Raw genomic sequence first — 12,710 nt, forward strand, 5'->3', positions numbered from 1 at the left:
CTACGGAAGGACGCAATGATGTCAGAAAGTTTGAATGCTTTTGCCCTGTTTTTCTCCCTGCTCAATCCTTTTCTGATGAGTATCTACATGCTCGGAATTATCCGTAATTCCGACGCAAAAGTATTCAACATGGCATTGATTCAGGGCAGCCTGATCAGCTTTATTGTGTTCATCATTTTTGCAAAAACCGGTGAAGCCTTCTTTAATGAAGTCTTGCATGTACGGTTTGAGTCCTTCCAGATTTTTGGCGGTATTATCTTTCTGGTGATTGGCTATCGTTATGTCTTTGAAGGTGCTGATACGATTGGCGTGATGCGTGGAGCGCCTAGTCATCTGGCGGGCACGATTGCCATGCCGTTTATGATCGGTCCGGGCACCATTTCGGCATCTGTGATCACCGGTATACAACTCAGTTTAATGCAAACCATTCTGGTGATTTTCTCAACCCTATTTCTGACCTGTAGCTTGCTAATCCTGATGAAATACCTGCATGATCATTTACAGCACAAGTATTCAAACTATATTGACCTGTATGTCGATATCGTCGGTCGTGTTGCAGCGCTTTTAATCGGTACTATTGCCATCGATATGATCGTGACAGGTATTACAGGAATATTAGAAACCTGATAAATCCGTTCTATCAAAAATTAAAATTTAAATGACACACCGGCATAAGTAGAAAAACCTTCACCCGGTGAAGATCGGGCAAGATCTGCACCCCGATCGTCATAACCTGGAATCACGACTGCTGCATATTTTTTATCGGTAATATTTTTAAAGTTAATCCAGGTTTTCCAGAACTGATGTTCTGGTGCATAACCCAAGTCAACACCCCAGATCTGATAGTCATCACTGAATCGGCTATTGGCATAATCATGTGCCATTTTGGACGCATATTCTGTATTCAGGCCAATATACAGGCCGTTGTATAATGTATAACTGAGCTGTGCCTGATATAGATGTTTGGGTATCCCCGGCAACTGGTTTTTACCAAATAATGGATCATTTTTATAATGAAAATCGCTAAGGGTATAAGCCTGTTGCAGACGCAGCTCGCCAAATCGGGATTCATGTAATGGCGTATCCAGACTTAGCTCCACCCCTTGATGAATGGTCGGCGTGGCATTGGATTCAACAGCAATTGGCTCTGAAGGTCGTTCTGCTCCATCTTCATAGGTTTTGATCAGTTCTGAAGTTAGCAGTTCATTTTTCACTTTGGAATAGTAATAGCTCAGTGCCCAATCGCCAAAGACTGATTGTCCTCGGCCACCCAGTTCCAAGCTATTGGCGGTTTGTGTATCCAAGTAAATGGGAGCACGCACCCGGCCAGAAGCAATGCCACTGTCAAAATAATAAGGCGAAGACCATACCATAGACCAAGGATGCGTCGGTTCAATGCTGCGGCTTAAATTGGCAAACCATTGTACATCGTCATTCGCTTGATAAGTCAATCCAAGTCGTGGTGCAAAATTCCATTCATAACGGCTGACTTCTGGGCTGGCTACAGGATAAGTCACTTCACTTTCCCGATGGGTATAGGCTGCTGCGAATCCCAGATCCAGTTTAAACTGATCATTTAATGCAGTTTCCTGATCAAATTGCAGCACGTTGTCTGAACCCCGATAGGTATAACGGCGAGTAACCGTATCTGCCGGATATAATGTTCCATCAATGGACATATCACGTCGGATAGTTTCCGTTACCCCACTGTTTGGGCGATGGGTGGTACTGCGTAAAGCGATACGTCCCTGATGCTCCAGACCTAGAAACTGGTAAGGCTTTTCATACTGGAAACGTGTACTAATGTCTTCATAATCGACATTCGTGCGATAACTGCTTTCACGCAAATCCAGAGGATAATGGTGATAGGCCAGACTACCGGTCAGTTTGGCATCATCCTGTAAATTCCAGGTTGTGGTATTGGCCAGCCAGGTACTGCCCGGCTGAATTCGTTTGGCATCCACTGCCAAATTAAAACTATTTGCTGTTCTAGGATTATGCTTAAGCTGTTCCTGAGTAATCCGTCCCGGAGTTAAATGCTGGCTTTCACGGTAACGGGCATAAAAACGAGTTTCGATATCCGGACTAACTTGATAGCCCAGATTAAAAGCCAGACCTTTGCCATCGCCTTTGGCATGAGCCTGAATTCCGTCAAACTGGTTAGCTATTACCACCAGATAATAATCTGATTTATCCAGTTTTCGGCCGGTACTGAACTGATATTTCTGATAACCATGGCTACCCATTTCATATTTGAGTTCAGAACCATTCTGCTCTGCCCCAGTTTTACTTTTATAGTTAATTGTTCCGCCTAAAGACAATCCACCCTGTTTTAAACCGTTGGCACCACGATACACCACGACATGATCAATCCACCATGGCTCGAGCAGCTCATAAGCTGTACCGCCCGGTCCTGTAAACGGAATATCATCGATCATGACATAGGTACCAGAGGCATGCGCACCTGAAGTGCGGTTAATTCCTGAGCCACGAATTGAGACTTTTACTCCTTCATTTCCCGCAGACTGGGCATAAATTCCTGACTGCAAACGGAATACATCGGCCGTGGTTGCAAGTCGCTGCTGTCCTAGCTGCTGCTCACCAATGAAATTTGTTCCTCCTGAAACCTGAGCCAGTTCTTTCTGAGATTGCTGTTGCGGAGTGGCATTTTTTTCAGCACTGATCACGATAGTATTCAACTGTTGAACATTACCCGATTCCCTGACCGTTTCAGCATAAACATGCCCCGAGAAAATCGACAGGATCATGAGGCTCAGTGGGCTTTTTTTAAGAGGTATTTTTGTCATATGCATGGCGAGTTTATACAGTCCTGTATAAGTGGTCCTGATCTGCTTGAGATGTGGATTAAAAATCTTGCTGTAGCATAGATCAACCTTGGTATTTTCAGGAGTTATTTTCTGCCAAAAAATTGACTGATTAGCGTATGTTTTTAAATTTTATTTAATCTTTTTATTAAAAATGAATTTGCAAGATCAGAACTATATTCCTACAAGTTCCTAGAATTTAAATTTTAAGTAATTGATATTGAATGTTATACCATTTAATTCTGCACAGATGTATTCCCACTTGGCAAAATGTAATACTTGTCAGAAATTATGATCGACTAAACCAGTTCATTAAATTCAAAAGCTGGATTAATAGCTGCATCATCTTATAGATCAATCAAAATGATGCAGACCAGGAAAGTTAAAATTAAAAAATCCTGACTAACAGGATTTTTTAGCAGTAATAAGTCTAAAGATATTCAATTTTTCATTGATTAGTTGTAATAAGCCTGCCTTTTTTTGGAAAAACGGTCCAGCTGTTTCAAGAAGCCTTCAAAATAATCTTTCTGCTTTTCTTCTGTACGATAGCCAGCGTATAAAGTACGGCGCAATCCTTCAGGCGCCACACAGTCTAAACGGCGTGAAGTCACCCAGCCTTTTTGTTCATATTCATTTACCACCCAGTCTGGCAATGCACCAATCCCGCGCCCACTGGCTACCAGCTGGATCAGCATTTGGGTTAAATCAGTGGTACGAATAGCTTTAGGTAATACATTAGCGGGGATAAACAGACGCGACATGATATCCAAACGGTGTTTATCTACCGGATAAGTCACCAGCGTTTCTTCAGCCAGCTCCTCAACAGTAATATGTTTTGCTCTTACCAAGGGATGAGTATTGGATAAAACCAGGCGTGATTCATATTCAAAAATAGGAAAATATTCAATGCCTTTGAGTGCAATTGGATCAGCAGTGATCAGCAGATCAAACTCTCCAGTTTGCAGTAATTCATGGGGGTTCGATTCAAAACCTGAGGCAAAGTCCAGGTCTACATCCGGATATTGCATCCGGTACTGGTTAAGCAATGGCATTAGCCAGTCAAAACAGCTATGACATTCGGAAGAGAAGACAATTCTCCCGGTCTGACCATGCACAATACGGCTGATATCACCCTGTGCACTTTGAACTTGCGGTAATATTTCATCTGCCAGTTTTAATAACCGTAACCCCACATTTGAAAAACTTACAGGACGATTACGCCGGTTTACCACTTCAACGCCAAACCACTGATCAAGCTCACGTAGCTGATGTGATAAGGCCGATGGTGTTAAACATAAATCACTTGCGGCTGCAACCAGGGAGCCATGCTCCCGCAGAGCGGTCAGGGTTCTTAAATGGCGGAGTTCTATCATGGGAAATACCGAAAATTCAAAAAGTAATCACATTTGTTCTGTCTTTAGCATACCCCAATCGCTCACAATTAGTTATTTTTTTTCATTTAAATTGAAAATTAATGAGTATGACTCATCTAGGATTGTCATAAGTTAAAATTATAATTTTTATACAGTTAATTATTTTAATTAAATTCCCCCCATAAAATATTGCTTAAACTTACAGCTGCAACACGTTAGAAAAATAACTCAGGCATAAAACTCACAGACTAATTTTGCTGTATTCATACAATAAAAACAGACAGTATTTTAGAGGATAAAAGACCATGCAGAATCCAATCGATCGAAATGATGAAGAACTCACTGAAGAACAACTTGATCCGCAAGAAAAACAGGATCGGGAAATCCAGCGCGGTCAATTAGGCATCCAGAATCCACAGCGTCAGCGGGATCAATTGCGTCAGGAAAGACAGGATGAGGAACAAATTCAGTAATTTTCCCTGAGATGCAAAATAAAAAACTCCCCATGGTTTAAAATATGCGGGGAGTTTTTTATTTACGAGCATTGCAAAAATTTCGGTCTATCTATTCCAAACTCTACATTTTATCTATCAGATCTAGGAAGAACGGTAAGTCTTTTTATATGGCTGCTGTTTTACTGTTTCGGCTCTGTACTGGCTTTTGCTTGTAGGGGCTGAGCTTGTGTTTTTGCTACTTTTTTCTTGGCCTGTATTTGTGCCACTTTTTCCTGATTCTTTTCAGCAAAACGTAAGCCCCCATCTCCCGCGAAACTGGTTTGGCTCATCACAATGAAGCTACTCGCGATTAATATCAGCCTAAAAAATTGAAGTTTCATGGCTTATTTACCTTTTTATTCTAGTGGTATTAAAAATAAGCAATTATTATTCCAATATTTTTATGCTTATCTGTGATCTATCTGCACTTTTTATTTTATAGAGCTTCTTTTCATAAGCCCATAGCCAATCATCTAAAATAAAAAAATAAACAGATATTTTGACTGTTATATTGCTACATAATCTACGTCACCCTTGTACCTCAAAACAAAAACTGTTCACTAGCATATCTTAATTATTTTTATTGGCTAAAGTGCAATGCAACTACCCAGAGCAATAACAACAGCAGAACTGCTGTGCAGGATTTCCAGAAAGTGACTGGATACTTTTCAATGAAGGGAAGTGAAACAGATTTTTTTAATATGATATCTGGGTGCTTCAGCTCATATATAAATGCTGAAAGAGCCTCATATCGTTGTTCCGGATGAAGAGAAAGCGCTTTTTTGAAAATACTGTCCAGCCCATATGGCAGATCCGGTCGATACTCATAAAGTGGATGATATCGAACCTGCTTTAAGGCCTTTTCACTCTTGCAGCGCGCCAAGTCTGTCCCATAAGGCAATTGTCTGGTCAATAAATAATAACTCATCACCGCCAGCGAGAACTGATCTGATTTTACTGAGGGCGAACGTCTAATAAAATACTCAGGTGCCATAAAGGCCAAGGTTCCTAAAGGAACGTCTGCATGTTTGGGATTCAGTTCAACCAGACCTCTGACTGCCGTCGATCCATAATCAATCAGTTTCACTTTCAAGGTATCAGCTGGTTCAAGCAGCATGACATTTTCTGGTCGTACATCTTGGTGTAGCATTTCAAGACGGTGCATGGCATTCAGTGCTTTGGCCACCTGTTCAATGATGGGAAGCAACTGCTGTAAAGTTAAAGCTGTTTTTTGACGATGCAGCCAGCGACTTAGGCTTTCCCCTTGCAAGTATTCATAGCTTTGGAATAAAAACTTTTTGCTACCCTTATGCGGGTAACATTGCAGCAGATTTTCATGTTTCAAGCGTTTCGATACCCAGTCTTCTAGCTGGAATTGTTCTACGGCTTTCAGGTCATCCTGCACATCAACAGACAAGGTTTTAATGACCAGCTGATTTTGTGTCGCTTCATCACGCGCCAAATAGAGGCTGCTGCGATGATTTTGGTGCAGGATTTTATCAATTCGATAACCTTCAAACAGGTCGCCATGACTCAGCTGTTGCGGAAATAAAACATGGCTCTTGATATGAAAGGATTCCTCCTCAGGCAACTGTTCCACTTTAATGATTTGAATGGTGAGATTGTCATCACTACCCCGCTTTAAGGCCAGTTCGATTATCGACCTGGCAATGATATCCAGATGTTGTTTCTGTTGCAGCATCTCCGAGATGAGCTGCATCTCCATAAATTCATAGACACCATCTGTCATCAAGATAAATAAATCATCTTCACATAATTCAAGCTGCTGATAATCGACATCGATACGATGGTCGGCACCCAGTGCACGACTTAAATAATGTTCTGTTGATGACAGGAAAACCCGGTGATCAGCCGTCAACTGTTCAATGGCTTGTGCCTGAATGCGATAAATCCGGCTATCGCCTGTATGAAAAATATGCGCCCTGTTTTGTTTCAAAATCAGTGCACTAAAGGTGCAGACATAACCCTGATCTTTATCAAAACGCCCGCGGCTCTGCTGGGTTTGTGCATAGAGCCAGGAATTGGTCGCACGAATGACCCGTGCCGCTGAAGTTTGAGTACTCCATGCATCTGAAGTCGAATAATAATCCGATAGAAAACTGCTGACCGCAGTTTCTGCTGCAATATGACTGACATTGCTGCTGCTGATCCCGTCTGCAATTGCACAGGCAATTCCCTTACTGCTAAGCGCGTGGCCTTCAGGAATATAGACCCCGTGAAAATCCTGATTCTGTGCTTTGATTCCAGCAGAAGAATATTGCCCAATGCTGATCTTTAATTTTTTATTCATTTTAAATACTCAAAAAGGGATCGAATCGATCCCTTTAATCTCAAGACATAAATCATCATGCTTAGATTAGAATTCTTTTTTAGCGCCAGTACGTACATGCGTGGTATAGAGCGCCAGACCTGTCAGTGCCAGACCGCCCACCAGATTCCCCAGTGCAACCGGTAATTCATTCCACAAGAAGTAGTCTGTAATCGAGAAATCACCGCCCATCATCATGGCAAATGGGAACAGGAACATATTCACGACTGAATGTTCAAAGCCCATGGCGAAAAACAGCATGATTGGCATCCACATCGCGATGAATTTGCCGCTGACCGTGGTTGACATCATGGCACCAATTACACCAAGTGATACCATCCAGTTACACAGCATGCCGCGGATAAAAATCGTGATCCAGCCAGCAAGACCATATTCGGCATAGCCTAAAGTCCGGTCTTCACCTATATGGGCAATTTTCACCCCGACCGCATTCGGTTCAGCGGCGAAACCCATGGTATAGACAGCGGCCATTAACACTGCCACGGTTAAACATCCGGCAAAGTTACCTAAAAAAACCAGACCCCAGTTTTTTAAAATACGTGACCACGTCACCCCTGGTCGTTTGTCTAGCCAAGCCAAAGGGGTCAATACAAATACCCCAGTGAGCAGGTCATAGCCCAAGAGATACAACATGCAAAAGCCAACTGGAAATAACAGTGCACCGATCAGCGGTACTCCTGTTTGTATACCCACAGTAACTGCAAATACTGCTGCCAGCGCCAGAATTGCACCTGCCATAAAAGCACGAATCAAAACATCACGCGTTGCCATATGAAGTTTTGCCTCACCGGCATCAACTACTTTTTTTGCAAACTCTGCAGGAGCAAGATAAGCCATATTTTTATCCCCTTTATATAAATAACTTGCCTGTTTGCAAATAAAAAACGCCTAAAGTCTATTTCAACCCTAGGCGTCTTTGCCTTGCATTATTCAAACAGATTAATCGTGTCATGGCGCCATTGCCATATTTAATAAAGATAAAAGCAAATAGCGTGCCACTCATTTTAAACGACTAATAAAAATAATATAAATTATTTTAAAATTTAATCCTTATAATTATATTGGCACAATCTCTGCATTATCTATAGTGGTCATTTTTTAAATATAGCTATTGGAGAAGATTATGATTAGCCATCGTCAACAAGTGACAGACATGATTATTTCAGCGAAAGTTTTAAAGTCTATCAAATGGGCAGATGTCGCTGAAGCTATAGGCCTTTCTAAAGAATGGGTGACTGCTGCATGTTTAGGTCAGATGGCTTTTAATAAAGAACAGGCTGAAAAAATTGGTGAAATATTTGGACTGACTGATGAAGCCATTGCCTGGCTGCAAATCGTACCTTATAAAGGTTCTCTGCCAACTAGTGTGCCGACAGATCCGCTGATTTATCGCTGGTATGAGGTTGTCAACGTCTATGGTATGACCATTAAAGAACTGATCCACGAAGAATTCGGAGATGGAATTATGAGTGCAATTGATTTCAGCATGGATATTCAACGAGAGAATAATCCAAACGGAGATCGGGTGAATGTCGTATTATCCGGAAAGTTTTTACCTTATAAAACTTATTGATCTACTTTTTTTTAAAAAAAAGCCATTATTAAAATGGCTTTTATTTTATCTGCACTTATTAAATTTATTTATTTTTTAATAATCTTTATTAAAACATATATAATTTTTTCATCTCAAATTAAATATATAAACTATAAATACTTTTATTGTTTATCCGATTAATTCAATCATCCTGTCCTTTTAAAATAATACTTTCCTATCCTGAATATTGAGTTCATCATTTTATTATTGAGTTAGCAAAACCAACAAAAAGGATATTGCTATCCTTTTTGTCAATTCATTTTATATCAGGGCGTGTTGTGTTATTGCTGTGCTTCCGCCAGATGACGTTCATTTACTGCCTGTTCATATAACAGCTGTTCTTTTTCTTTATGCTCGACAGAGAAGCGGATCATCAACACACAACTTGCAGCAATCACCACCAAGCCACCCAGTACCATCAAAGTGGTTTGAATATCCAGCATGCCTTTTAACAGGAAACCTGCAGCTACCGCGCCGACATTGCCACCTGCTCCAATAATACCGGCCACACCACCCAAGGCATCACGGTCGATAAAAGGCACCAGTGCATAGGTAGCGCCACATGCCATATGGGTAAACAAGGCAAAGATAGTCATCGCCATGATCGCCAAGGTCGCGCTGTTCATTTGCGAAAATAGAATAAGAAACAGACCTTCCAGCATGATCAAGGCAAATAGGACTTTGGTTCGACCATCCAGACCTTTTTGAATCGCAACTTTGTCTGAAACAATGCCACCCAAGGCACGGGCAAACAATGCCAGTAAACCAAAAATCCCGGCAGCCATGCCTGCTTCTTTTAGGCCAAACTGGAAGTTGTCGACAAAGTACAAGGCAATAATGTTATGGATGAAAATTTCAATACCAAAACAGGCTGCATAAGCTCCAAACAAAATCCACACACGGTAGTTACGTGCGGCATGCATCAAGATTGCAAGGCCGCCTTTTTTATCGCTACCAACAGAAATACCTTGAGCACGGAGTTCTTTAAAATTGCCTTGTGGACAGTCCTGAGTGAACTTCCAGTACAATACACCGACAATGATCATCAGAATACCCGGAACCAGAAGTGCAATTCTCCATCCCATTGCCTGTTCTACACCGAACATCACCAAAGCAGCCAGCATTAAAGGCATCAGGGCTTGAGTCGCACCGCCACCGGCATTACCCCAACCGGCTGTAGTCGCATTTGCCGTTCCCACCACATTTGGCGCAAACATGATACTGGTATGATATTGGGTAATCACGAAGCTGGCACCGATGGCGCCAATCAATAAACGGAAAAACAAGAAAGATTCATAACTGTTGGCCGACGCCACACCAAACACTGGAATACTGCCAATAATCAGTAAAGCGGTATAGGTTTTACGCGGACCGTACTTGTCACATAACGGCCCTACGATCAGACGCACCAGAATTGTAATGGCGACTGCGGCAATATTGATATTGGCGATCTGCTCTTTGGTCAGGCTGAATTCACCGGCAATGACGGGCATTAACGGTGCACAGGCAAACCACGCAAAGAAACAGACAAAAAAAGCGAGCCAACTCATATGGAAGGCTCGCATCGCTGAAGTACTGAAGTTAAATAGACTTATTTTTGTTGCTTTATTGAGACTTGTATTTGAAGACATAGCCATTTCCTTACCAGAACTGAACTTATTTAATTCACTGTGATGCCGAGGCATATCAGTAACGATCAGAACGGACGTCATTGGCCGTCATACAAATGTAGAGTCTTCTTTGACTTTAATCAGATATATGCACAGGTCATGCCAGATTGTTTTTAAAATAAAATAAGATATTGTTTTGTATAGAATAATTTATATTCAGGCTTTTAACTTAGATGTTTCTTTCTTAAAAATAGTGAAAAAATAGTTATCTTCTGAGGCATTTTTTGCAAAACAGCGAGAGGATGACCTGCTCGGAATCATTGCTGGTTTAAATCGGTGCAGCATTGAATCAGACTATTTTTCCCTTTTCAAAATGCAGCACCTGTGCCTGTAAATACGCCACTTCATCTACATGATGAGTCACATAAATCATAGGTAAATCTGTTTGATTAATCACAATTTTCAGAAAGGGTAAAATCTGGTTTTTCAGCTTTTGATCCAGTCCATTTAAAGGTTCATCCAAAAGTAATAGATCGGGAGAAGATAAAAGTGCACGCCCAATAGAAACACGCTGTGCCTGTCCACCAGAAAGTTGATGCGCCCGATGCCGAAGTAGTGGCTTTAATTCGAGTAACTCCACAATGTCTTCAAACATAAATTTCTGCTGACCTTTATTTTTTATATTTAGCTGTTCTGCATATTTTAAATTCTGCATGACATTCAGATGCGGAAACAGCAAGGCTTGCTGAAAAATCAGAGCAATTTTTCTTTGATGAACAGGAATATTCAGTTTCTGCTGATGATCAAATAGTATTTTTTGCTGAAAATGAATAAAGCCTTGTGATGGTTTTAATAGTCCTGCAATATTTTTTAAAAAGGTGCTTTTCCCACTTCCTGATGCTCCGACAATACCAATCAACTGCATCTGCATATCCAGATTGGCCTGTAGCTGGAAATTTTCGTAATTAAACTGAAAATCACACTTCAACATCTTAAGCTTCCAATTTACGTTGATACTTCTGCATGATCCAGTAATTTGCAATCAAGGCAGAAAAAGCCAGAATCAGAGATAAAATGACCAGACGCATGGCCATGCTTTCTCCATCAGGCTGCTGTAACAGGCTATAAATGGCGATAGGAATCGTACGGGTTTCTTCGGGAATATTACCGACAAAAGTAATCGTGGCACCAAATTCTCCCAGACTGCGACTGAAACATAAAATGCTGCCGATTAAAATCCCCGGCAAAGCCAATGGCAGACTAATGCTACAGAATACCCGCCATGGTGCAGCGCCCAGAGATCCTGCCACTTGTTCTAACTGTCGGTTGATCATTTGAAAAGACAAGCGAATTGGTTGAACCATTAAAGGAAATGCCACAATTATTGCTGCCAGTACAGCACCTTTCCAGTTAAATATCAGCTGAATTCCCCATGCATGCAGATATTGCCCCATTATCCCCTGATAGCCAAATAGCAGGAGCAGAAGATAGCCCAGTACTACCGGCGGCAGTACCATAGGCATCTGCAATATTGCCTCTACGAGAAATTTGGCCCTGAATTCATAACGTGCCAGCAGCCATGCTACGGCGATAGCAAATGGCAGGCACACCGCTGTAGCAAAGCCCGCCACTTTGGCTGAAAGCGCTAAGGCATTCAATTCTTCTGGTGTAAGCATGAGCAGTTAGCCTACCTTAAGCTTAAAGCCATATTTCTGAAAAATCTGTCTGGCCTGTGCGTTCGTCTGGATAAATTCAGAAAATTGGATTGCTGCCTGATTTTTCTGGCCCTGCCGGGTTAAAGCAATCGGATACACAATCGGACGATGTGTACTGGCTGGAAATACTCCCGAAATTCTAACTTTTTTACTCATTAATGCATCGGTTCTATACACAATACCGACCTGACATTCGCCACGTTCTACAAAAGCCAAGGTTGAACGAACGCTATCCGTACCGACTATTCTGCCTCGAAGCGGATTCAACCAGCCCAGCCGGGTTAAGCTTTGCTGGGCATATTTCCCAGCAGGCACCGATTCCATTTGCCCAGTACATAAATAACCTTGAAAGGCTTTAGCAAAATTAAAGTCGGCTGACATTCTAAAATGATTTTTTTTCTGAATAGGACTAATCAATACAAGTTCATTCAAGAGCAAAGGTCGAATCTGACCGATCGAAATTTTTTGTTTTTTAAGTAAATTATGCATCCATTCAAGATCTGCAGAAAAAAAGATATCACTCTCAGCTCCCGCTGCAATCTGTCTGGCCAGCACAGAAGAGGCTCCAAAAACAGGAATAATCCGAATATTGCAATGTTGCTGCTGATATAGCTTGGAAATATCAGTGATTGCATTGGTCAGGCTGGCTGCAGCATATATTTTTACTGTCTCAGCATGTGTTAAGCCGGATATAGGCAGCATGCCGATGAATAAGATTCTGAAAAGTTGCATCTGTTTATTTCTACTTT

12 protein-coding genes are annotated in these 12,710 nt (G+C 41.5%); 3 read left to right on the plus strand and 9 right to left on the minus strand.

Annotated features, from left to right (window positions below):
- Positions 1–15: 15 nt before the first annotated feature.
- Positions 16–627: a MarC family protein gene (locus tag VXP95_RS00275; RefSeq protein WP_225215744.1), complete on the plus strand. Its 612-nt coding sequence runs from the start codon at positions 16–18 to the stop codon at positions 625–627.
- A 20-nt stretch (positions 628–647) separates the two neighbouring features.
- Here the strand turns inward: VXP95_RS00275 and VXP95_RS00280 are convergent, their stop codons facing one another.
- Entirely contained in the window at positions 648–2,813 is a 2,166-nt protein-coding gene (locus VXP95_RS00280) for a TonB-dependent receptor family protein (RefSeq protein WP_416711121.1), read from the minus strand.
- A 467-nt stretch (positions 2,814–3,280) separates the two neighbouring features.
- Positions 3,281–4,198, minus strand: coding sequence for a LysR family transcriptional regulator (locus VXP95_RS00285; RefSeq protein WP_064096760.1), 918 nt, complete (start codon positions 4,196–4,198; stop codon positions 3,281–3,283).
- Between the two features lie 305 nt (positions 4,199–4,503).
- On the opposite strand from VXP95_RS00285, the gene VXP95_RS00290 reads away from it, so the two are divergent.
- Complete coding sequence (locus VXP95_RS00290) at positions 4,504–4,671, plus strand: hypothetical protein (RefSeq protein WP_416711123.1); 168 nt, start codon at positions 4,504–4,506, stop codon at positions 4,669–4,671.
- Between the two features lie 161 nt (positions 4,672–4,832).
- On the opposite strand, the gene VXP95_RS00295 is transcribed toward VXP95_RS00290, so the two are convergent.
- The 3 genes from VXP95_RS00295 to VXP95_RS00305 all read right to left on the minus strand — a co-directional run bounded on the left by VXP95_RS00295 (position 4,833) and on the right by VXP95_RS00305 (position 7,879).
- A complete protein-coding gene (locus VXP95_RS00295; RefSeq protein ID WP_064096759.1) occupies positions 4,833–5,033 on the minus strand; it encodes a hypothetical protein in 201 nt (66 codons plus the stop codon).
- 239 nt (positions 5,034–5,272) lie between these two features.
- Positions 5,273–7,003: a protein kinase domain-containing protein gene (locus tag VXP95_RS00300; protein ID WP_416711125.1), complete on the minus strand. Its 1,731-nt coding sequence runs from the start codon at positions 7,001–7,003 to the stop codon at positions 5,273–5,275.
- 66 nt (positions 7,004–7,069) lie between these two features.
- Positions 7,070–7,879, minus strand: a complete 810-nt coding sequence (locus tag VXP95_RS00305; protein ID WP_064096757.1) for a formate/nitrite transporter family protein — start codon at positions 7,877–7,879, stop codon at positions 7,070–7,072.
- A 286-nt stretch (positions 7,880–8,165) separates the two neighbouring features.
- On the opposite strand from VXP95_RS00305, the gene cynS reads away from it, so the two are divergent.
- Positions 8,166–8,615, plus strand: coding sequence for a cyanase (gene cynS, locus VXP95_RS00310; protein ID WP_064096756.1), 450 nt, complete (start codon positions 8,166–8,168; stop codon positions 8,613–8,615).
- 302 nt (positions 8,616–8,917) lie between these two features.
- Here the strand turns inward: cynS and VXP95_RS00315 are convergent, their stop codons facing one another.
- From VXP95_RS00315 to modA, 4 genes are all read right to left on the minus strand, one after another.
- Positions 8,918–10,267, minus strand: a complete 1,350-nt coding sequence (locus VXP95_RS00315; protein WP_064102881.1) for an MFS transporter — start codon at positions 10,265–10,267, stop codon at positions 8,918–8,920.
- 328 nt (positions 10,268–10,595) lie between these two features.
- Positions 10,596–11,237: an ATP-binding cassette domain-containing protein gene (locus VXP95_RS00320; protein ID WP_064096754.1), complete on the minus strand. Its 642-nt coding sequence runs from the start codon at positions 11,235–11,237 to the stop codon at positions 10,596–10,598.
- Between the two features lies 1 nt (position 11,238).
- Complete coding sequence (modB, locus tag VXP95_RS00325) at positions 11,239–11,922, minus strand: molybdate ABC transporter permease subunit (protein WP_416680215.1); 684 nt, start codon at positions 11,920–11,922, stop codon at positions 11,239–11,241.
- Positions 11,923–11,928: 6 nt separating this feature from the next.
- Complete coding sequence (modA, locus tag VXP95_RS00330) at positions 11,929–12,693, minus strand: molybdate ABC transporter substrate-binding protein (RefSeq protein ID WP_416705680.1); 765 nt, start codon at positions 12,691–12,693, stop codon at positions 11,929–11,931.
- Positions 12,694–12,710: the final 17 nt, after the last annotated feature.

Source organism: Acinetobacter sp. 226 (genome assembly GCF_048147925.1).
Taxonomy (GTDB): domain Bacteria; phylum Pseudomonadota; class Gammaproteobacteria; order Pseudomonadales; family Moraxellaceae; genus Acinetobacter; species Acinetobacter pecorum.

Coding starts and splice junctions, on each gene's coding strand:
- VXP95_RS00275 (WP_225215744.1), top strand. CDS start 16: ATGATGTCAGAAAGTTTGAATGCTTTTGCCCTGTTTTTCTCCCTGCTC.
- VXP95_RS00280 (WP_416711121.1), bottom strand. CDS start 2,813: ATGCATATGACAAAAATACCTCTTAAAAAAAGCCCACTGAGCCTCATG.
- VXP95_RS00285 (WP_064096760.1), bottom strand. CDS start 4,198: ATGATAGAACTCCGCCATTTAAGAACCCTGACCGCTCTGCGGGAGCAT.
- VXP95_RS00290 (WP_416711123.1), top strand. CDS start 4,504: ATGCAGAATCCAATCGATCGAAATGATGAAGAACTCACTGAAGAACAA.
- VXP95_RS00295 (WP_064096759.1), bottom strand. CDS start 5,033: ATGAAACTTCAATTTTTTAGGCTGATATTAATCGCGAGTAGCTTCATT.
- VXP95_RS00300 (WP_416711125.1), bottom strand. CDS start 7,003: ATGAATAAAAAATTAAAGATCAGCATTGGGCAATATTCTTCTGCTGGA.
- VXP95_RS00305 (WP_064096757.1), bottom strand. CDS start 7,879: ATGGCTTATCTTGCTCCTGCAGAGTTTGCAAAAAAAGTAGTTGATGCC.
- cynS (WP_064096756.1), top strand. CDS start 8,166: ATGATTAGCCATCGTCAACAAGTGACAGACATGATTATTTCAGCGAAA.
- VXP95_RS00315 (WP_064102881.1), bottom strand. CDS start 10,267: ATGTCTTCAAATACAAGTCTCAATAAAGCAACAAAAATAAGTCTATTT.
- VXP95_RS00320 (WP_064096754.1), bottom strand. CDS start 11,237: ATGTTGAAGTGTGATTTTCAGTTTAATTACGAAAATTTCCAGCTACAG.
- modB (WP_416680215.1), bottom strand. CDS start 11,922: ATGCTTACACCAGAAGAATTGAATGCCTTAGCGCTTTCAGCCAAAGTG.
- modA (WP_416705680.1), bottom strand. CDS start 12,693: ATGCAACTTTTCAGAATCTTATTCATCGGCATGCTGCCTATATCCGGC.